The sequence below is a fragment of the Duganella vulcania genome (genome assembly GCF_009857655.1).
GTDB classification, from domain to species: Bacteria; Pseudomonadota; Gammaproteobacteria; order Burkholderiales; family Burkholderiaceae_D; genus Rugamonas; species Rugamonas vulcania.
In genome coordinates this window covers 97,494-118,231 of the sequence record NZ_WWCX01000010.1, presented here as the reverse complement: position 1 = coordinate 118,231, position 20,738 = coordinate 97,494, and the positions used below count along the sequence as shown (strand labels likewise).

The following is a 20,738-nucleotide window of genomic DNA, read 5'->3' as shown; positions in this document are numbered from 1 at the left end:
CTTTGGCCACCCATATCCAACGCTTCAGAGTGCTCGTGATGGAATTGACAGATTCCTCATCCTCGCCACCTGTGTTGGGGCGACGCCAGAGGCTATCTATGCTCCTAATGGGCTACAAATGCTTTACGATGGTATTCTCACTATGAACTCGCTGACTCCGCATTTAGAGCTCTTCGAAACAAAGGCGGCATCGTATCGCTCCCGCTGGCCGTGGCTTCAAAGCATTGGCCTCAAGGCTAATGTCATTGGTGAGCTGCAGGTTGGCCGATAGCGGCCAGTTGCGGACGCAGGACATGAAGGCGTATGAGACTTCACATAATTTACACCGAGTCGGATGTAGTTCGCTCAAAAAAGAACTATGTGAGCTGGCAAGACGTGCAGCAAGATTTTCCAGCCTATAAAGCATCTCTTGGGCCTTGGCTTGATGCCGACATAGTGGAATATCTTGATGCAGAGTATTCCAACATTTTTCCTAGTGCACAGACGCAGATTTCTGCTCTTCGTGATTCCGAATTACCTACGTCGGTGGTACGCTTCAAGCGGTAAATAATGCATGCCGCAAACGGCCAACAGCCGACTGTCATTGCTAGTGGATGAACTTTAATCATGTTTTCCAAAAAATTAATCGGAACTTGGGTAGTATTAGCTTTTTCAGGAGGAATATCATTTTTCGGAATGAGCTACCTCGTTAAGCACTGGGGATTAATCGCGCTCGTGATTTTTGTGCTGTTCTTATTGGGTGGTTTTAGAGCATTGCCTTGGAATACAGGACCACTTGGTCATGCAATATCGCTTGGAATAGCAATTGGATTTTTTCTCGCACCGATTTTTTCTATAATGCCTCATGGCTGAATTCGGCCATTAACCGACCTTGAACAGTTTAGTGAAGGGTTTATGAAAAAAGTTGTCTTTGTTATGACGATGCTATTCCTGATGAATTCAGGGGCGCACGCATGTAGCTGTCAGTTCACACCTTTGGCTGAACGGGTAAATGAGGCTGACGAGGTTTTTTTCCGCTACTCTTCAAAGTGCCAAGGTACTTCCAGGCGACTACCCCGAGAAGTGGCCTTACATCGAGGGCACGTTTCAGACTAAGAAAATTCTAAAGGGCACAGCGCAAACTAATGATATTGTGCTCTCGACAGGAATCGGGCGCGGGGATTGTGGAACAATGATGGTTGTTTCTGCCAAGTACATTATTTTTAAGAATAAGGATCGCGACAGCATCGATGCCTGTAGTGGGTCAAGCGTCATAGAAGATTTTCAGGAAGAAGAAATTCTGTCAAAGATTCAGGTAATACTGAATCAAAAGAATCGCAAGCTTGAGAAAAAGTAGTTTGCAGAAATCGGCCGGAAACGGCCACTCCCAATTGTCCGTTTTTAACGTAATACCGAAGAATCACATCATCATGAGGAAAATCAAGGCTGCGTACGACGCAATTCAGGAAGGACGAATTGGAAGCTTAGAGCAATTTGTGCGTGATGATTCAGCTTTAGTGGGCGCTCGGACACCATTCGGTCCTCTTTTGCATGTTGCCGCAGGCAGTGGAAATTTGGAGGCTGCAAAACTACTTCTATCCTTTGATGCCAATATTAACGCCAGGGGAGGAACCTTTGGCGGTGATGCCCTAAATTATGCTGCGTCAAGGGGCCACGTAGAAGTCTGCAAATATCTCCTAAGCCGAGGAGCCGAGTTTGACGTAAGTGAGCCGGAGAGAAATGCGCTTTTCAGCGCAATCTATGTTGGTAGTACCGAACTGGCTCAATTGTTCATTGAGCACGGGATTGACTGCACGGTCGCCTATACAGGCCAGTCAATGACAGACATGGATGCGAGAGCATTTGCAATTGAACGCGGGCAAAAAGAGGTTTTGGCAGTTTTGCTTGCTCATTAACTTGAGCCGGGAAGCCAGCAACCGGCTAACAGCAGCCATCCAGAGAAAAATGGATATATTCGGAGTTCGAATTGCGCAAAGAAAGCGTTTTATTACGAAGCATGAAATTGCCCCGTAGAGAGGCGTGGACATTCATTGTCGCGTCCACGTTTGGACTGGGATGTTTATTTGTCGATGACAACAAGTTAGGGTTTGGGCCAGTTGGTGTAGTAGGTACAGCGATATTCGGTATGTTAATGCTGATCTTGGGCTTGCTGCATTTGCTACCAGAACGATTCTTGCTCTACGGGGTTGAGATGAAGGATGAAGGATTTTTCTTTCATCATCAGCTTAGAAAGACGAAATTTATTAGATATAAAATGATCTATCGAATTGTGGCAAGCTCGATGGTTGATGGTGGAGGCGAATCCGCTTGCACGCTGCGCGTGAAGTCCTTGGACGGTAACGCGAGACTTGAGGAAAATATCCTCTACGGCATACCGATTCTCGATGTCTTGCAGTCTTTGCCAGGTTTCGATAATGAGGCTTGGTCTAAGTCCTATGTGCCGGATGAGTCGCTACTTTGGTCGACTATTGCAAAAACGACGGTTCTTCTTGAAAGAACTGTCTCTAATTGATTTAAGTTGCAAGGTCGGCTTTGGGGCGATTTCTGTCTGCGCTTTGATCTGCATCAAGTAAATCTTTGATAGACATCTGTATAACTAATCACAGCCTGTTATTGCTGCGATCTGACCGAGAGTGGCAGCATCCCCGACGCCAAGACGACCTAGCTGTTCCGAGACCGTCTGGCGCGGGGCACAGTCTTGCCATTGACAACGGCGTAAACCTTTTTCAGGGGGCAACATGAGTAAGAACAGGAAGTCTATCGCGCTGCTGACCGCACTTCAATTTGTTGTATGTGCAAGCGCCCTGGCGGAGAATGAGCAAGCCAGTGCGCCGGAAGGCGAAGCCATGGTCAAGCAGGCCGTCGCTTTGATCAAATCCGCCGGGCCGGAGAAAGCCTACAAGGTATTCACCGAACATCCCGGCGGCGCATTCAAGGACCGCGATCTTTATGTATTTGTCTATGACTTCGACGGGAACTGTTTGGCACAAGGGGCAAATCCCAAGATGGTAGGCAAGAATTTGCTCATCATTAAGGATGTCGATGGCAATCCTTTCATCAAAGGCATGATTGATATGGTCAAGAGCAAGGGCAAAGGCTGGTACGGTCCCTACAAGTTCAACAACATTAAGACGTCCACCTACGACCCCAAGAAATCCTATTGTGAGCAAGGAGCGCCGAACACGATAGTTTGCGTCGGCATACACCCTTGACCGGATGTACTCCGATTGAACCGACACGAGTTTCTGTAGCGAATATGCTCTATCTTGGGTATAACAAAGTGCCTGGTAAGAGGGCGTAACGGCGAAGGTCCGTAACGGGGCGGCAGCCGACCGATGCTAGCCGCCTTGCTTCTTTTAAGTGCTACGCTCAAACCTGAGCTACTGCAACTCAGGCTTTCTTCGCTCCGTTGATGTAGCGGTCCACCACCGTCGGCAGCACGGTCAACGGCACGCCGCAGCTTTGCACCAGCGCGTCGTTGAAGGCGGCCAGGTCGAACTTGCCGTCCAGCGCGGCCTTGGCGCGGTCGCGCTGGCGCAGGATTTCGTTGTGGCCCATCTTGTAGCCGCAGGCCTGGCCCGGCGATACGCAATAGCGGTCGATCTCGCTGGTCATCGCCTGCAGGCCGCGCCCCGTGTTCTCGACCAGGAAGCGGATCGCCTGCTGGCGCGTCCACTTCATCGCGTGGATGCCGGTATCGACCACCAGCCTGCATGCGCGGAACTGCTGCGCCTGGAGATAGCCGATCTCGCTGAACGGATCGTTTGCATACAGGCCGAATTCGTCGACCAACTGCTCCGCGTACAGCGCCCAGCCTTCAACGAAGGCGTTAAAGCCCATCAGCGATGCGATCAGGGGCAGCTCGTCGTGGTGCTCCGCCAGGTAGGCGCCCTGGAAGGCGTGGCCCGGCAAGCCTTCGTGCGCGGTCAGCGTGGCCAGCTCGGACTTCGGCCACAGGGTGGTCGATTTCAAATTGATGTAGTAGATGGCCGGGCGCGAGCCGTCCAGCGAGGCGAAGTTCATATAGCCCAGCGCCGCGCCGGCTTCGATGTCGGCCGGCACGCGCTTGACCTGCAGCGGCACCTTCAAATCCATGTGCGAGATCTTCGGCATCAGCCCGCGCACGGCCTGGATGCGCTCATTGCAGTAGGCGATCAGCTGCTCGCGGCCCTGGTCGTTGTCGGCATAGAAGCGCTTCGGATCCTTGGCCAGCGCCGTCAGGCGCGCGCCCACCGTGCCGTGCGTGATGCCCTGCGCCTTGAGGATGGTGTCGATGCGCGCCTGCAGCTGCTTGTTCTGTTCCAGCCCGATCGCGTGGATCTCCTTGGCGCTATGGCTGGTCGAGGTGCCCAGCTTGAGCGCCCATTCGTAGTACGCGGCGCCATCGGGCAGGCGGTGCACGCCGGCGACGCTGGTCGCCTTGGCGGTGGCCTTGGCGAAGGCGGCGATCTGCCGGTCTAGCGCCGGATAGACCATGCCGTCCACCAGCTTGGCCGCGCGCGCGTTCCAGTCGCCGGCGATGCCCAGCTTTTCGGTGCGCTCGCTGATCGATGTCACCAGCTTTTGCGCGGCGACGGCGGTTTTGCGGTAGTCCTTCAACTGGCCCAGCGCGGTGCGGGCGATGAAGTCCGGCGGCATGATGCCGTGGCTGGCTTGTTCGACGATGCGGGCGGTCTCCTGGTCCAGTGTGCGCGCCATGCCGGCCACGCGCTCCAGATAGGCCTCGGCATCGGCGGCGTTGGCGATCTGGTGCTGCGAGTCGAGGAATTCGGGAATCCGGGTCAGGGCGCCGTCCTGCTGTGTGACAGGGAAGGGCGAGGTGCCGCCAAAGAAGCCGCTGGCGGCACCGCCGAACGGGAAGCGCAAGCCCGCCACGCCTTCGCGGGCGGCATAGCGCACCGTGTCGTAGCGCAGTTGCGCGTCGGCGCCGAGCGCCGCGCGGTCCAGTGCGGTCAGGCGGCCCAGCATGGACTTGACCTGCGCGGCCCAGGCGGCATCGCCAACCGGCGACAGGTCTTCCAGCTGCGCTTTCAGGCCGGCGCGCGCGCCCTTGTCCAATCCCAGCGAGGTGGCGCTGGTCGGCGACAGCCGCAGAATCTCGTCGGCGAAGTTCTCCAGCAGCGTGGAAAACCGGGCGTCGACCGGCGCGGCCTGCGCCAGCGCGAGGCCGGGCAGTGTGGAGACCGTGGCGGCGGACAGCGCGGACAACAGCAGTTGGCGGCGGGAGAAATTCTGGGGCTGGTGGTTCATGGCTTCCTTTTATCGGCTGGCAAAGAATTCGTGCGGAGACGACCTTAGCCTGATGCCGGGAAGCGTGTCAATCAAATTTGCGGTGGGCGAAGCGCAAATGGTGGCGCGCCGCCATGTCGTGCAGGGTGTCGAGTTCCTGGCGCGGCATGGCCAGCGCCACGTGCATGTCCGGCCGGATCAGGTAGGCCGCGTCGCGCAGCAGGCCGGCGTCGGCGGCGGCCTCGGTCCATGGATAGACGTGCAGCGGCAGCGACAGCCCGCAGGCCGTGGCGTCCAGCGCGGGCGAGGCCGCGCCGTAGACGTGCAGTTGCCACTCCAGCGATTGCAGCGCCTCGAAGTTGTCGCCGCCGTCCGCCTGCGGCACCCACGGCAGACGGTCGCCGCCGATCACGTCGCCGGCGCGGCCCGCGCTCAGGGGGCTGTCGGGATAATGGATCTGCACTTGCGACAAGGTCTTGAACGCCGTGCGGCGCGCGGCCCCAAAGCCGGCCAGCATCGGCAGCAGGTGCGGCACCAGCCACTTGCGCAGCAGCTGCCCGCTGGCGCCTTGCGACACCACCAGCTGGAACATGCGGTCGGTGGTGGCCACCAGCTTGCGTGCGAAGACAATGCGTTCGGCCTGGTAGGTGTCGAGCAGGGCGGGATCGGCGCGGGCCTGCAGCACCTGTGCCAGTTTCCACGACAGGTTGACGGCGTCGCCGATGCCGGTGTTCATGCCCTGGCCGCCGGCCGGGCTGTGGACGTGGGCGGCGTCGCCGCTCAGGAAGCAACGGCCGGAGTGGAACTGCGACGCGACGCGATGATGCACGCGGTAGGTGGAGAACCAGTTGACCTGTTCCACCTGGATGCCGAGCAGCGGCTCCAGCACCGGACGCACGTCCTCGAACCCTGGCTCGGGCGTCGCTTCCGCCTGCGGCGGCATGATGCCGATCAGGCGCTGCATGCCGCGCGAGCGCACCGGCAGCATCAGCGCGAAGGTGTTGGCGCCGATATGGCCGACCAGGTCGCGGTTGTCCGGGCCCGAGGTCTTGACATCGGCCACATAGTACAGGTGGTCGTAGGTGCCGCCGGCGAAATCGAGCTTGAGCGATTCGCGCACGCGGCTGTGGGCGCCATCGCATCCGCACAGGTAGGTGCTGTTGCAGGCGACATGGGCGCCGTCCCGTTCCAGCACGGCGCGCACGCCCCATTCGTCCTGCGTGAACGATGCCAGCGCGGTGTTCCATTCGACCTCGACGCCGAGCGCCTTCAACTGCTCGACCAGGAAGCGTTCGTGGTCGTCCTGCGGGAAGGCGAGCACGAAGGGGTAGGGGCTGAGCCCTGCGCCGATGTCCTTGAACGGCAGCTCGATCACATCCTCGCCGCCTTCGCGCAGGTGGATGGCTTCGACCTTGATGCCGAGGTTGACGACGACATCGCCAAAGCCCAGCTGCCGGTAGAACTCCAGCGTGCGCGCATGCACCGCCATGGCGCGCGAAGCCTGGCCTGGGCCGCTGTTCTTGTCGATGATGCGCAGGGCGACGCCATGCCGCGCCAGGCAGATGGCGAGCACCAAGCCGGTGGGACCGGCGCCGACGATGAGGACTTGAGGAGCCATGTAATGAGTCTACATCCGCCGCAGGACGGGGTGCGTTCGATTGAATACGGGCTTAAGAAACGGCTGGTAAGATGCGAAATCTTGTTTAACTTGCACCTATTCGCCATGACCGTTTCCGCCACTCGCCGTACCCTGTTGCTGGCGCTTGCCGTCGCTCCTTTCGCCAACGCCGCCGACCTGCTCGATAACGCGCCGTCATCCATGCCGTTGTCGGCGGCGGCGCTGTTGGCCAAGCTGGAGGCCGATTCGGGAGGCCGGCTGGGCGTGGCCGCGATGAACACGACCGACGGCCGCCGCCTGCTGCATCGCGCCGATGAGCGCTTCCCATTCTGCAGCACGTTCAAGATGATGCTGTCGGCGGCGGTGCTGGCCAAGGGCCCGGCGCTGCTGAAGAAGCGGGTGCGGTATTCGAAGGCGGACATGGTGACTTATTCGCCGGTCACCGAAAAGCATATCGGCCAAGGCATGACCGTCGCTGCGCTGTGCGAGGCGACCATCCAGACCAGCGACAACACGGCGGCCAACCTGCTGATGAAGCAGATCGGCGGGCCGGCCGCGGTGACGGCGTTCGCGCGCTCGATCGGCGACATGGAATTCCGCCTGGACCGCATGGAGACGGAGCTCAACACCGCGCTGCCCGGCGATCCGCGCGATACCACGACGCCGGCGTCGATGGTGGAGTCGCTGCACAAGCTGGTGCTGGGCGATGGCCTGGGCACGGCGCAGCGCAAGCAGCTCAAGGACTGGATGCTGGGGAACACCACCGGCGACACCCGCATCCGCGCCGGCGTGCCACCGGGCAGCCAGGTGGCCGATAAAACCGGCACCGGCGACTACGGCACCACCAACGATATCGGCGTCATCTGGCAGCCGGGCAAAGCGCCGGTGGCGCTGGTGGTCTACTTCACCCAGCCGGGCAAGGACGACAAGGCGCGCAGCGAGATTATCGCCGAAGCGACCAAGATAGTCGTCGAGGCCTTCCGAGTCGGTTAAACTACGGCCTTACACTTTAAGGCCTGACCATGACGAACCAAAAACAAGCGCCTGCGGGCCGGGTAGCGAATCCTTTCCTGAACGCCGACTTCTACGCGCGCATGCGCGATTACACGGAGCGCGACGCGGCCTTTTCCAAGGAAGCGAAGGCGATCGGCGAGAGCGGCGCCGGCAAGCAGGGCACCGATGCGCGCCATGCGCCGTCGCTGCAGCTGCTACGCGCCACGGTCAAAAAGGGCCTGGCGCTGGAGGTCATGTTGGACCGCATCGTGCAGGGTGTGGAGTCGGGCCTGTGGGAGCCTTGGTTGGCGGCCTACGGCATCGAGCTGCGCGGCGTGAACTACGCCAAGACCGGCGAGCGCAATGCGCGCCTGGCGATCGACATGAGCACGAGCTCCAAGGCGCATACGATATTTTCCGCCGCCGGCGTCGGCAACTGGCGCAGCCTGGTGGCCGAGGACTGCGCCCAGATCCAGATCGACAAACCCACCGAGAAGACGCCGGCCAAGCTGACCGCCATCTTCTTCCTCGACGCCGCCGCTTAATTCCACTCCAGGTGGACCACGCTGTAGCCGCGCTGCTTGAGTAGCCTGAGCAGCGATGGCAGCGCCTTTGCGGTCGGCACGTTCACATCGTGCATGAGGAGGATGCCGCCGCCGGTGGCGTCCAGGCTCTTGACCAGGCGCTCGATCAGGATCTCGGTGGTGTCCTCAGGCAGCCAGTCGTTGATGCCGAGGTCTATCGACATCACGGTGACGCCGGCGTCCTTGAGCGCGGCCAGCATGGTTGGCGTCTCGGCCAGGTAAGGGAAGCGGTAGGCCGGCGTGGCCTTGCCGAAGACCTTCTCGTAGGCCGCCTGCACTTGACGGAGGTCGGCCAGCTGCGCCGGTTCGTCCATGGTGGTCAGGTTTGTGTGCGTCTGGCTGTGCACTCCGGCCGAGTGGCCTTCCGCCACCACGCGCCGCGCCAGTTCGGGCGATTTCTCCAGATTGGCGCCGACCATGAAGAAGGTGGCTCGCGCGCATTGGTCCGCCAGCGCCTTGAGCACCAGCGGCGTGGTTTCCGGCATCGGGCCATCGTCGAAGGTCAGGACGATTTCGTTCTTTTGCAGCGGCAGCGGCGCGTGCTGCGTCGCGCCGTACAGCGCGGCCTCGCGCTTCAGCGTGATGGTGCGGGCGGTGCCCAGCTTGTCGGGGCCGCAGTCGGCGGCATGGGCCAAGCCGGTCAGCGTGACCAGCAAGCCTGCTATCGCAATTCTCATTGTGCTTGATCCTGAAGTGGGAGTGCCAGCGAGGCTACCAGATTATTCGGCAGCATGGTGGACGCCGTGGCCGTCGCCGGCACCGCGAGATCCTCCGACCATTCGACCAGCTGGATGCCGTGGCATTTGAGCGTGGCCTCGTGGCGGGTCCACGCCAGCACGAATGCCAGCGTGCTGTCGGCGGCGGGCGTGGCGGCCAGCGCGGCGCAGGCCTCTGGGCCGAGATAGTCACGCGCCACGGCCTGCCAGTTGAAGACCTCATAAATGCGCATCAAGTCGACGCCCACCGCGCCGTGCAGGTTGATCGCGGCGATCGAGCACCCATCCTCGTGGCTGAAGGAGCAGCCGATATCGCTGTCATGTCCGTCCACCACGACTTTCAGCGGGTGGCCCGGGAGCGAGTGGATGCCGAAGCTTGCGGCTGGCTTGCCGGTCAGCGCGGCCAGCACGTCAGCTATCGCGTGCCGGATTGCAGCCCGCTGGTGCGCTCGCGGCATGTCGTGCGCGACCGCTATGGATATCGCCACGACGCCGTCCCGCGGCGCCGGCACGGGCCCTGGCCAGGGATGAACGATCAGCTCCATCATCGCGCCGGCGCGGCGGGACAGCCGGCCCAGTAGCCATTGGCGGGAATCTGCTCGCCCTTCATCACCAGCGTCAGCGCGCCGAGGCGGGCGTTGTCGCCGACGACGGCGCTGTACAGCACCGCGCTGCGCGGCCCCATGTAGACGTTCTTGCCGATGGTGACGCGGTCGATCTTCATCACGCGGTCCTCGAACAGGTGGGTCTGCGGGCAGGTCAGCGCATTGAGTTCGCTGTGGTCGCCGATGTGGACGCAGTCGAATTCCGTGATGTCGGTGGTGTCCAGGTAGACGCCCTTGCCGATGCGGGAACCCAGCATGTTGAACGCCAGCGGCAGCCACGGCGTGCCGCGCAGGTAGCGCATGAAGTTCGGCACGGCGATGCCTTCGTACAGATTGGTCACGCCTTCGGACAGCCACACGAACGGCGTCCACATCGGCTCCGACTGTTTGCGGTAACGGCCGATCAGCAGCCATTTGAGCAGCACCACGAAGATGTAGTTGCCGATGCCGTAGCCCAGGCCCGCCAGGGTCAGGTCCCACGTCACCTCGGCCCAGCGGCCGGCGCCGGCGGCCGGCATCACTGCCAGCACCAGCGTGTAGCCGACCGCGATCACCAGCGCGTGCGGCGCGACGATGCGGAACGCTTCGATCAGGCCGCGGCCCAGGCGGCGCAAGGGCGAAGGATGGAAGGTCAGGTTTTCGGGATAGCCGCTGGTCTGCTCGCGCGCGGGCAGGTTGATCGGTGGAGAACCCAGCCAGGTGTCGCCGCTTTTCATCTGTTCGTTGTCCGGCGCGCGCGAATGCACGCCGATCAGCACATGCTCGGGCAGCACCGTGCCGTCCGGGATGTAGGCGCCGTTGCCGACGAAGCTGCGGTGCGAAATCACGGTCGGCTTCATGATCATCCAGCCGCCGTCGATCTCCTCGTCGCCCAGCATGACCGCGTCGGCGATGAAGGTTTCGTCGCCCAGGGTCAGCATGTCCGGCACCACGCCCAGCGCGGTGGAGATCTCGGCGTCATTGCCGACCTTGGCGCCCAGCAGGCGATACCAGTACGGCGCGAACACGGTGGCGTAAATGCCGTGCAGGACGTTGAGGCTCGATTCCTGTATCTGGCTCACCAGCCACTTGGCGCAGTAGGTGTTGCTGTGGATGGCCGAGCGGCCCGGCTGCAGGCGTGGCATCACGCTCCAGCGGATGCCGGCTGACAGCAGCGCCGTCAGCACGATCAGCACCGTGCTGGCGGGGAAGGCCAGCAGGAAGTAGCGCAGCAGCTGGATGCGCACGTCGTCGCCCTGTATCCACGGCAGCCAGCCCTGTTCGTCGAACCAGTCGATCAGCACGAAGCTCGGGAACACCGGCATGAAGAACAGTGTGACGATCAGCAGGATGCCGAAGATGAAGAACAAGCCTTCGCCCAGGCTGCGCGCGGCGCTGGCTTGTGGACGCGGCGGCAGACGGGTGGTGTCGAAGGCGCCAATGTCGCGCGCCGGCGAACCGGCCCACACGCGGCCGGCCGGCACGCGCGCGCCGTCGCCCAGCGCCGACTGGCCTTCCAGGTGGCCCAGCGCTTCGATATGCGTATTGCCCTCCATGACGGCGAAGGAGCTGACGCAGGTGTCGTCTTCCAGCGTGATCTGGCCCAGCAGCAGGCGGCCGCGCTGCACGCGGGCGTTTTCGAAGTTGACGGCGTTGCCGATGCTGACGTTGTCGCCAATGCTGAGCAGGTCGGGCGAGCGCAAGGTCATCGAGCCGATGATGACGTCCTTGCCCACCTTGGCGCCCAGCGCGCGCAGCCACCAGGCGTTGAGGGAGGAGCCGCTCAGCAGGTAGGCCGGCGCCGCTTCCACCAGCCGGTCGGCTAGCCACCAGCGGTAATAGGTGATGCCCCACAGCGGATAGTCCCCGGCCTTCAGGCGGCCGGCGATCAGCCATTTGCCGGCGATGGCGATGCCGAATTCGCCGATCGTCGCCAGCAGGAACACGCCGACCGAGGCGGCGATCGCGCGCGCCACGGAGTCGCCGGGATCGCCGGTGAAGAAGTGGTAGGTGAAGAACGGCGCCAGCCACTGCGCCATGCGCAGCGCCACCAGCGCCGGCATCGCGGCCACTTGCGCCGCGCCGCAGGTCCACCGCTTGAGCGAGGAGGGCGGCGTCCAGTCGGCTTCCGCCTCGGCGGCCTTGGGCGCGTCGGCCAGCACCAGGGCGATCTTGCCGACCTGGCGCTGCTGGTAGATGTCGCGCACGGTGATGTGGGCGAAGCGCGGATCGGCGCGCAGGGCCGAGGCCAGGCGCGCCGCGAAGAACGAGTGGCCGCCCAGGTCGGTGAAGAAGTCGGCCTGGCGCAGCACCGGCTGGCCAGGGAACAGCGCGGCCAGCGCGGCGAACAGCGCTTCCTCGGCCGGGGTTTCGGGCAGGTCGGATTCCTCGTTGCTGCCGGCCGGCGGAGCGCTCAGCGGCATGGCCTTGAGCGCCTTGCGGTCGATTTTGCCGGAGGTCAGTCGCGGCATGGCTTCCTGCATTTCGTAGCGGCCGGGGACCATGTACGGCGGCAGCGTGGCGGCCAGGCTGGCGCGCAGCGTCTTGGCATCCAGCACGGCACCGGCTTCGGGCACGATGTAGGCCACCAGCTGGTCGATGCCGTCGTCCTTGCGCAGCAAAACAGCCACCGTGCCCACGCCTTCCTGCTGCGCCAGCACCGCTTCGATCTCGCCCAGCTCCACGCGGAAGCCGCGTATCTTCACCTGGTCGTCGGCCCGGCCAAGGCACAGGACCTCGCCGTCGGCGTCGATGCGGGCCAGGTCGCCGGTGCGGTACAGGCGTGCGTCATGCTGGCCGCTGGACCATGGATTGACCAGGAATTTTTCCGCCGTCAGGTCGGGGCGGCCAAGGTAGCCGGCCGCCAGGCCTGGGCCGGTGATGCACAGCTCACCGATCTCGCCGCGCGGCAGCAGGCGCAGCGCCGGCTCGTGCGGCGCCACGGCCGCTTGCGCCAGCGGGTTGTCGGCGTCGATGCCGGCCGGCGCGTCGGGGCCCTGCGCGACGGCTGCCGCCGCGATGGCCGGTTCGGTGCTGGTGTCGATCACCAGCAGGCCGTAGTTGGGCAGCGGCGTGCCGATGGTGACCGGATGGCCGGGCTGCAAACGCGCCAGGCTGGCCGACACCGTCGCCTCGGTCGGACCATAGGTGTTGAACATCTGCCGGCCGGGGCGCGACCAGCGTTCCACCAGCGATTCCGGGCACATCTCGCCGCCCAGGTTGATCAGGCGCAGGCTGGGCACTTCCTGATTGAACAGCGCCAGCAGGGTAGGGACCGCGTGCAGCACCGTGACCTGGTTCTCGTCCAGCATGCGGGGCAGCGTTTCGGGATCGCCGCTGATTTCCTTGGGGCCGATCCACAGCGTGGCGCCAACCAGGTAGGCGATCCAGATCTCTTCGAACGACATGTCGAAGGCCACCGAGAAGCCCTGGTAGACCTTGTCCTGCGCGCTCACGCCGAGCACCGCGTTCTCGCTGCGCAGGAAGTGGCAGATGCTGCGCTGGGTGATCAGGATGCCTTTCGGCTTGCCGGTCGAGCCGGAGGTGTAGATGACGTAGGCCGGCACGTCGGGCGAGACGGCGCCGCGGCGCGACAGCGTGGCGCCGGCCGGCGGTGCGGCCAGCAGCGCCTCGGCGGTCCACACGGGACGGCCGATGTCCGCGAGGCGCGGCGCGAAGGCGGCGCAGGTCAGCACCCCGGCGCCGTCGGCGTCGTCCAGGCACACTTGCAGGCGGTCGACCGGGATGTCCTCGTCGACCGGCAGCCAGGCCGCGCCGGCCTTGGCGATACCGGCCTGCAGCACCAGCAGCTCGATGCCACGCGGCAGCCACAGGCCGACGATCTGGCCCGGCTGCACGCCGGCGTCGATCAGGCGGGCTGCCACCAGGTCGGCCTGGGCGTTCAGTTCGCGATAGCTGAGGCTGCGTGCGCCGAAGATCAGCGCGGTGTGGTCGGGAGTGCGGGCGGCGCTTGCTTCCAGCAGGTCCGCCAGGATTTCCTCGCGCAGCAGCTCCCCTTGCGGTTTCCCGTAAAGGATGTCCGGATGCGATTGCGGAATGTGCGGCGATACTGGGTCGTTCATGCTGGTACTTTATTTTGTGTTGGCGGGTGTCATTGTACGGTACGGATGTGCGTTCCAATAGAGGAAGAATGCAAGTTCCGCTGCCAGCCTTTACAATGGGAAATATAGGGAGATTTTCCTGTGTCACCGAGGAGCCGCATGTCAATGAACCGTCCGTTTATCGCCCCCATGCAATTTGACGATCCGATTGCCGCTTATGAACAGGTTTTAGCCATTTACGAGGCCAACGTCGCCCACCTGCGCGACGCCATGAAACGCTTTGTGGCCGGCGAGGATGTCGGCGAGCACGTGCGCGGCTGCTATCCCTTCGTGCGGGTCCATACCGACACCGTGGCGCGCGCCGATTCGACGCTGGCGTTCGGCTTCGTGGCCGGCCCCGGCACCTACGAAACCACGCTGACCCGGCCCGACCTGTTCGCGCGCTACTACCAGCAACAGTTCAAGCTGCTGCTGAAGAACCATGGCAGCCACCACCTGCGCATCGAGGTGGGCACCAGCTCGCAGCCGATCCCGATCCACTTCTCGTTTGCCGAGCACGAGCATATCGAAGGCAATATGAGCGCGGAACGGCGCCTGCTGATGCGTGACGTTTTTGACCTACCCAACCTTGCCGCGATGGACGACGGCATCGCCAACGGCACCCACGAGCCGCCGCCGGGCGAGGCGCAGCCGCTGTCGCTGTTCACGGCGCCGCGCGTGGACTACTCGCTGCAGCGCCTGCGCCACTACACCGGCACCTCGTGCGAACACTTCCAGAAGTTTGTGCTGTTCACCAACTACCAGTTTTATATCGACGAGTTCGTCAAGCTGGGCCACGAGCTGATGGGCCAGGCGTCCGGCGCGCCGGGTGACGATTACATCGCCTTCATCGAGCCGGGCAATATGGTCACGCGCCGCGTCGGCCAGGCGGTGCAGGCGGCCGACGCGCACGGCGCGCCGCTGCCGCGCCTGCCGCAGATGCCGGGCTACCACCTGGTCCGCGCCGACGGCACCGGCATTTCGATGGTCAACATCGGCGTCGGTCCGGCCAATGCCAAGACCATCACCGACCACATCGCCGTGCTGCGCCCGCATGCGTGGCTGATGCTGGGCCACTGCGCCGGCCTGCGCAACACGCAGCAGCTGGGCGACTACGTGCTGGCGCACGGCTATGTGCGCGAGGACCACGTGCTCGACGAGGACTTGCCGCTGTGGGTGCCGATCCCGCCGCTGGCCGAGGTGCAGGTGGCGATCGAGGCCGCCGTGGCCGAGGTCACGCAGCTCACCGGCCATGATTTGAAACGCGTGATGCGCACCGGCACCGTCGCCAGCACCGACAACCGCAACTGGGAGCTGCTGCCGCAGCGCACGCCGGAGCGCCGTTTCAGCCAGAGCAGGGCGATCGCGCTGGACATGGAAAGCGCCACCATCGCCGCCAACGGCTTCCGTTTCCGCGTGCCGTACGGGACTTTGTTGTGCGTGAGCGACAAGCCCATGCACGGCGAGATCAAATTGCCCGGCATGGCCAACCAGTTTTACCGCGAGCGTGTTGACCAGCATTTACGGATCGGCATCCGCGCGCTGGAACTGCTGCGCGCGCTGGGCGTGGACAAGCTTCACAGCCGCAAGTTACGCAGCTTTACGGAGGTCGCGTTCCAGTAACTCATGCAAAAAATGCATGAGGCCCGCCGCGTGCGGGCTTTTTTTTCGTTTCCTCCGCCTTTGGCGATACCTTTTTTGATATCAAAAACCGGAAAAAATTGATTGGTTTGTTTTTTTGCCAGCCCATAAGATGAATTCCGACGTAGCCGCAAAACCATAAAAAAGATAACACTGGAGACATATGAACAAGCACATGACCGGGACTGTCGAGTCCCAGGCGAAGCATCGCTTTGCCCTGAAAACCGGCGTCGCCATGCTGGCCGCCGCCGGCCTGATGAGCGCCTTCCCGGCTGTGGCGCAGGACGCCGCCCCGGCCGCCACCGTGGTCACCGTGACCGGCGTCCGCAAGGCCGCCGAAAGCGCCCAGAAGATCAAGATGGATGCCGATAATGTGATCGACTCCATCGTCGCCGACGATATCGGCAAATTCCCGGACACCAACGTCGCCGAGACCCTGGCCCGCGTCGCCGGCATCCAGGTGCGGCGCGACGCCGGCGAAGCCAACACGGTGCTGATCCGCGGCCTGCCGTTCATCTCGACCTTCATCAACGGCCGCGAAATGTTCACCACCACCGGCCGCTACATCCAGCTGGCCGACATTCCGTCGACCATGCTGCAGCGCGCCGACGTCTACAAGTCGCAAAGCGCGGAGATGATCGAGGGCGGCATCGCCGGCGCCATCGACGTGCGCACCAACCGTCCGTTCGACTTCAAGGGTTTCCAGGTCAGCGCCCAGGGCGGCGCCAAGAATACCGACAAGGCCAACGCCACCGATCCTGAAGCATCGGGCATGATTTCGAACCGCTGGAAGACCGGCGCCGGCGAATTTGGCGCGCTGTTCGGCGTCTCCTACGTGAAGAACCACTTCCACGAAGAGCGTGGCTTCGAGACCTTCCCGATCGATAAAAGCTTCGCCGCGCCCAACCTGACCGGCCCGGACCTGGTGGGCATCCAGGACATCTACGGCCAGCGCAAGCGCATCGCGGAAAACTTCGCCCTGCAGTGGAAGCCGAGCGCCGACGTCGAACTGTACGCCGAAGGCCTGCACTCGTCGCTGAAGAGCCGCGACGAGACGGACTTCTTCGTCGGCCTGCCATGGGCCACGTCGCCGGACCAGATCAAGGTGACCAAGATCCCGGGCACCAACCAGACCGACACCATCGATTCGACCAACGCCTTCACCATCCTGTCGACCCAGGCGCGCGCCGCGGAAAGCATCGCTTCGCAGTACGCCATCGGCGGCAAATGGCGGGTTGCCCCCGGCCTGCGCACCAGCGCCGAAGTGTCGCGCACCACCAGCTCGTTCGACTGGGTCAATCCCATCCTGGACACCAACCTGAATGTCGACAAGGTCCATATCAAGACCAACGTGGACGACGGCGCGTTTGCCCAGTACCAGGGCGCGGCCCTGAACGATCCAGGCAAGATCTTCCTGTTCCAGTTCTTCGACCGCTATGGCCATGACCGTGGCAGATCGACCGACTGGCGCGCCGACGGCACCTACACCCCGGAATCGGATGGCCTGTTCAAGGAGTTCAACTTCGGCGTGCGTGGCAACGAGCGCCGCGCCGAGTCGATCAAGTCGCTGGAAGGCAGCGTCAGCGCCATTCCCGGCGTTACCATGGGCAGCGTCCCGGGCCTGTCGTGCACCACCCAGCCGTTCTCCGTCAACTACGGCACGCCGAAGTGGAGCACCCCGTGCGCCAACTTCATGATCGACCAGACCGGCGTGGTGCGCAAGGCCGTCACCGGCAACGCGGCCGCCAAGGCCCTTGATCCGGCCTCCTTCTTCCAGGACAAGGAGAAGAACCTCGCCTTCTACGGCAAGGCCAAGATCGGCTTCGACATGGCCGGCATCCCGGTCGACGGCGTGTTCGGCGTGCGGGTCACCAAGACCGACGAGGATCTGCTGGCCAACAATAACATCGTGACCTCCAATGGCCTGGTGTATGTCCCGGTCAGCAAATCCACCTCCAACACCGACGTGCTGCCAAGCGCGAACATCAAGCTGACGCTGCGCCGCGACCTGCTGGCCCGCCTGGCCTATGCCAAGACGCTGACCCGTCCCGACTTCTCGGCGCTCAATCCCGCCACGGCCTACGTCAACTCGAACGGCACCACCACGCTGGCGACGGCGTCGGGCGGCAATCCGGACCTGAAGCCGGTCACCGCGCAGAACTTCGACGGCACGCTGGAATGGTATTTCGCCTCGACCGGCTATGTCAGCGGCACCCTGTTCCGCCACAACTTCGATGGCTACATCATGGGCAAGGGCGTGCAGGAGACCTTCCAGGGCGTGAACTACCTGACCACCCGTCCGTTCAACACCGACAAGGGCCACCTGCAAGGCCTGGAGCTGGCCTACCAGCAGTTCTACGACGGCCTGCCGGGTTGGCTGAGCGGCTTCGGCCTGCAGGCCAACGTCACCTTCTCGCAGGGTGGCGCGACGTCGTCGGCGGTGCCTGGCCTGGAAGACAAGCCGTTCGCCGGCATGTCCAAGCTGTCCTACAATATCGTCGGCCTGTATGAGAAGCAGGGCTGGTCGGCGCGCCTGGCCTACAACTGGCGCTCCAAGTTCACCCAGCTGTATGGCGATACGCCGGATCCGGCGCACCTGCCTGGCAAGGACCTGATCGCCGGCGCGATGTCGACGCTGGACGGCTCGCTGAGCTACAAGATCACGCCGCAGCTGTCGGTGAACCTGACCGGGACCAACCTGTTGAACTTCAAGTATCAGGACTACTGGCAGGACCCGACGATCTACCCGCGCGACACCCGCCGCTATGACCGCACCGTCGGCCTGTCGCTGAGCTGGAAGAACTAAGCAGTCCGTCAACACCGCCCATCCCCGCCGTCGCGGGGATGCGGCATTGAGAGGTATCCGATGTCGAATCAAAAATTGTCGTTGGTGGAAAAAATAGGCTTCGGCGCTGGAGACATGGCGCTGAACGTGGTGATCTCGTCGATGATGTTGATCATCACCTTCTTCTACACCGACATCTACGGCCTGAAGACGATGGACCTGGCGCTGATGTTCGGCGTGGTGAAGTTCGTCGGCGCGATGGCCGACCTGACCATGGGCCAGATCACCGACCGTTTCACCAGCCGCTGGGGGCGTTACCGTCCGTGGCTGCTGCTGTTGGCGGTGCCGTATGGCCTCAGCGTGTTCTTCGTCTTCACTACGCCCGACTGGGGCTACAGCGCCAAGCTGGTTTGGGCCTACTCGACCTACATCATCATGACCATCATGACGGCGGGCGTGGGCATTCCGTACATCTCCCTACCCAGCGCCTTGTCCAAGGAGCCGCAGGAGACCTTGTCCGCCAACGGCTACCGCCTGTTCTTCGCCAAGATCGGCGCCTTCATGGTGACGGTGATCGTGCCGCTGCTGTCGGAGCGCTGGGGAGGCGGCAACGCGGCCGCCGGCTACCAGTTCGCCATGGCCGTGATGGCCGGCATGGGCGTGCTGCTGTTCCTGTTCTGCTTCTTTACCACCAGGGAGCGCGTGCAGCACGTGGTGCAGCGCCAGTCGCTGTGGGAGCAGGTGAAGGTGCTGGTCCGGAACGACCAGTGGCTGATTCTGTGCGGCGTCTGCGTGACCGGCACCATCGGCTATGTGGTGCGCGGCTCGGTGGCCATCTACTACGCCAAATACTATCTCGGCGCCGACGGCCCGACCATCTCGGCCTTTCTGTCCACCGGCGTGGTGGCCGCCATCGTGTCGATGATCGCCTCCACCTGGATCACCAAGGTCTATTGCAAGGTCAACCTGTTCCGCTGGACGCAGATCGGCGTGGGCCTGATCAGCGCCGCGATGTACTTCTTCGTCGGGCCGGGCGACACCGTGCTGGCGTTTGTGCTTTACTTCCTGCTGTCGTTCGTGGTGGACCTGCATGCGCCGGTGTTCTGGTCGGCCATCGCCGAGACCATCGACTACGGCGTGGTCAAGACCGGCAAGCGCGTGTCGGGCTTCGCGTTCGGCGGCATCTCGGTCTGCCAGAAGGCGGGCATGGGCATCGCCGGCATCCTGGTCGGCAAGCTGCTGACGCACTTCGCTTATGTACCCAATGTCGAGCAGACCGCTTACGCGCTGCACGGCATCGTCTTGATGATGACGCTGATACCGGGCTTCTTCCACACCATCATGGGGCTGTTGATGTTCAAGTACCGTATCAACGACAAGTACTACAGCGAAGTCAAGGCGGCGATGGGAGTCAAAGCTTATGTGGCAGTCTAATTTTCAGGAAATGGAAGCAATGGAAGAAGTCCTCACCCCGTTGATCGAGCAGCGCGCCGATCCTTTTATCATTCGTCACAGCGACGGCTATTACTACTTCACCGCCTCGGTGCCGCAGTACGACCGCATCGAGCTGCGCCGCGCCAAGACCATCGCCGGCCTGGCGGATGCGGAGAAGGTCGATGTGTGGCACAAGCCCGATACGGGTCCGTACAGCGAACTGGTTTGGGCGCCGGAGCTGCACTTCAATGATGGCGCCTGGTACGTCTACTTCGCCGCCGCGCCGAGCCGCGAGATCAAACACAAGCTGTTCCAGCACCGCATGTACGCGATCCGCAACGCCAATCCCAATCCGCTGGAAGGCGAGTGGGAGTTCATGGGCCAGATCGACACCGGCATCGACACCTTCTGCCTGGACGCGACCACCTTCACCCACAAGGGCCAGCTGTACTACCTGTGGGCGCAGAAGGACGTGGCCATCGAGGGCAATTCCAACCTGTACATCGCGCCGATGAAGACGCCGTGGCAGCTGGGCGGCCCGCCGGTCATGCTGAGCAAGCCGGAATTCGACTGGGAGATCCGCGGCTTCTGGGTCAACGAAGGACCGTCGGTGCTGAAGAAGAACGGCAAGATCTTCATCAGCTACTCGGCCAGCGCCACCGACGAGAACTACGCCATGGGCCTGTTGTGGGCGGACGACCGCGCCAACCTGCTGGACCCGACCTCGTGGGCCAAGTCGCGCCAGCCGGTGCTGCAGACCTGCTTCGAACACGGCGTGTACGGACCAGGACACAACAGCTTCACCATCGGCGACGATGGCGAGACCGTCATGTTGGTTTATCATGCACGCACTTATACCGAGATTATTGGCGATCCGCTGTGGAACCCGGACCGGCACACCTATGTCAAACCACTCAAGTGGGACGAGCAGGGCATGCCGGTATTTGGAAAGCCCTCGATAGCCTGAGTAAACTGAACAAACGTCATCCCCGCGAAAGCGGGGAACCATAGAACACTCGCGGCGGCCACGGAACAAATTCCGTCGGCCGCCGTT

The 20,738-nt window shown here is 62.7% G+C and carries 17 protein-coding genes; 12 read left to right on the top strand and 5 right to left on the bottom strand.

Annotation, left to right across the window (positions count from 1 at the left end):
* From GTP90_RS09600 to GTP90_RS09575, 6 genes are all read left to right on the top strand, one after another.
* A partial coding sequence (locus GTP90_RS09600) for a nucleotidyltransferase family protein (protein WP_161083292.1) occupies window positions 1-271 on the top strand: 271 nt, incomplete at its 5' end.
* 335 nt (window positions 272-606) lie between these two features.
* Entirely contained in the window at window positions 607-852 is a 246-nt protein-coding gene (locus GTP90_RS09595; protein WP_161083291.1) for a hypothetical protein, read from the top strand.
* 139 nt (window positions 853-991) lie between these two features.
* Window positions 992-1,336, top strand: a complete 345-nt coding sequence (locus GTP90_RS09590; protein ID WP_161083290.1) for a hypothetical protein — start codon at window positions 992-994, stop codon at window positions 1,334-1,336.
* Between the two features lie 73 nt (window positions 1,337-1,409).
* Window positions 1,410-1,895 (top strand): ankyrin repeat domain-containing protein, encoded by a 486-nt coding sequence (locus tag GTP90_RS09585; RefSeq protein WP_161083289.1) that lies wholly within the window; start codon window positions 1,410-1,412, stop codon window positions 1,893-1,895.
* A gap of 71 nt (window positions 1,896-1,966) precedes the next feature.
* A complete protein-coding gene (locus GTP90_RS09580) occupies window positions 1,967-2,512 on the top strand; it encodes a hypothetical protein (RefSeq protein ID WP_161083288.1) in 546 nt (181 codons plus the stop codon).
* 226 nt (window positions 2,513-2,738) lie between these two features.
* The gene (locus GTP90_RS09575; RefSeq protein WP_161083287.1) at window positions 2,739-3,212 is read left to right on the top strand and encodes a cache domain-containing protein; all 474 of its coding nucleotides are present in this window, start codon (window positions 2,739-2,741) and stop codon (window positions 3,210-3,212) included.
* Window positions 3,213-3,390: 178 nt separating this feature from the next.
* Here GTP90_RS09575 and GTP90_RS09570 read toward each other — a convergent pair whose 3' ends face one another.
* Both GTP90_RS09570 and GTP90_RS09565 read right to left on the bottom strand, forming a co-directional pair.
* On the bottom strand, window positions 3,391-5,250 hold the full coding sequence (locus tag GTP90_RS09570) for a DUF885 domain-containing protein (protein ID WP_161083286.1): 1,860 nt from the start codon (window positions 5,248-5,250) through the stop codon (window positions 3,391-3,393).
* A 67-nt stretch (window positions 5,251-5,317) separates the two neighbouring features.
* Window positions 5,318-6,847, bottom strand: coding sequence for an FAD-dependent monooxygenase (locus tag GTP90_RS09565; protein ID WP_161083285.1), 1,530 nt, complete (start codon window positions 6,845-6,847; stop codon window positions 5,318-5,320).
* A 105-nt stretch (window positions 6,848-6,952) separates the two neighbouring features.
* Between GTP90_RS09565 and bla the strand changes: the two genes are divergently transcribed.
* Both bla and GTP90_RS09555 read left to right on the top strand, forming a co-directional pair.
* Entirely contained in the window at window positions 6,953-7,840 is an 888-nt protein-coding gene (gene bla / locus GTP90_RS09560; protein WP_161083284.1) for a class A beta-lactamase, read from the top strand.
* A 29-nt stretch (window positions 7,841-7,869) separates the two neighbouring features.
* Complete coding sequence (locus GTP90_RS09555; protein ID WP_161083283.1) at window positions 7,870-8,385, top strand: hypothetical protein; 516 nt, start codon at window positions 7,870-7,872, stop codon at window positions 8,383-8,385.
* Here the strand turns inward: GTP90_RS09555 and GTP90_RS09550 are convergent.
* Genes GTP90_RS09550 through GTP90_RS09540 form a run of 3 tightly spaced genes read right to left on the bottom strand, consistent with a single transcriptional unit; the run spans window position 8,382 to window position 13,806 of the window.
* Window positions 8,382-9,101 carry a polysaccharide deacetylase family protein gene (locus GTP90_RS09550; RefSeq protein WP_161083282.1) on the bottom strand — a complete coding sequence of 240 codons (720 nt, stop codon included), beginning with the start codon at window positions 9,099-9,101 and terminating at the stop codon, window positions 8,382-8,384. The two genes, GTP90_RS09555 and GTP90_RS09550, sit on opposite strands and share 4 nt — an antisense overlap.
* On the bottom strand, window positions 9,098-9,628 hold the full coding sequence (locus GTP90_RS09545; RefSeq protein ID WP_371875040.1) for a 4'-phosphopantetheinyl transferase family protein: 531 nt from the start codon (window positions 9,626-9,628) through the stop codon (window positions 9,098-9,100). Before GTP90_RS09545 ends, GTP90_RS09550 begins: the two co-directional genes overlap by 4 nt.
* Window positions 9,629-9,684: 56 nt before the next feature.
* Complete coding sequence (locus GTP90_RS09540; RefSeq protein WP_161083280.1) at window positions 9,685-13,806, bottom strand: Pls/PosA family non-ribosomal peptide synthetase; 4,122 nt, start codon at window positions 13,804-13,806, stop codon at window positions 9,685-9,687.
* 144 nt (window positions 13,807-13,950) lie between these two features.
* Here GTP90_RS09540 and GTP90_RS09535 point away from each other — a divergent pair, with 144 nt between their 5' ends.
* The 4 genes from GTP90_RS09535 to GTP90_RS09520 all read left to right on the top strand — a co-directional run bounded on the left by GTP90_RS09535 (window position 13,951) and on the right by GTP90_RS09520 (window position 20,651).
* Window positions 13,951-15,447 (top strand): AMP nucleosidase, encoded by a 1,497-nt coding sequence (locus GTP90_RS09535; RefSeq protein WP_161083279.1) that lies wholly within the window; start codon window positions 13,951-13,953, stop codon window positions 15,445-15,447.
* A gap of 181 nt (window positions 15,448-15,628) precedes the next feature.
* Window positions 15,629-18,271 carry a TonB-dependent receptor gene (locus GTP90_RS09530; RefSeq protein ID WP_161083278.1) on the top strand — a complete coding sequence of 881 codons (2,643 nt, stop codon included), beginning with the start codon at window positions 15,629-15,631 and terminating at the stop codon, window positions 18,269-18,271.
* Between the two features lie 60 nt (window positions 18,272-18,331).
* Window positions 18,332-19,684, top strand: coding sequence for an MFS transporter (locus tag GTP90_RS09525; RefSeq protein ID WP_161083277.1), 1,353 nt, complete (start codon window positions 18,332-18,334; stop codon window positions 19,682-19,684).
* A gap of 19 nt (window positions 19,685-19,703) precedes the next feature.
* Window positions 19,704-20,651: a glycoside hydrolase family 43 protein gene (locus GTP90_RS09520; protein WP_161083276.1), complete on the top strand. Its 948-nt coding sequence runs from the start codon at window positions 19,704-19,706 to the stop codon at window positions 20,649-20,651.
* Window positions 20,652-20,738 lie beyond the last annotated feature (87 nt).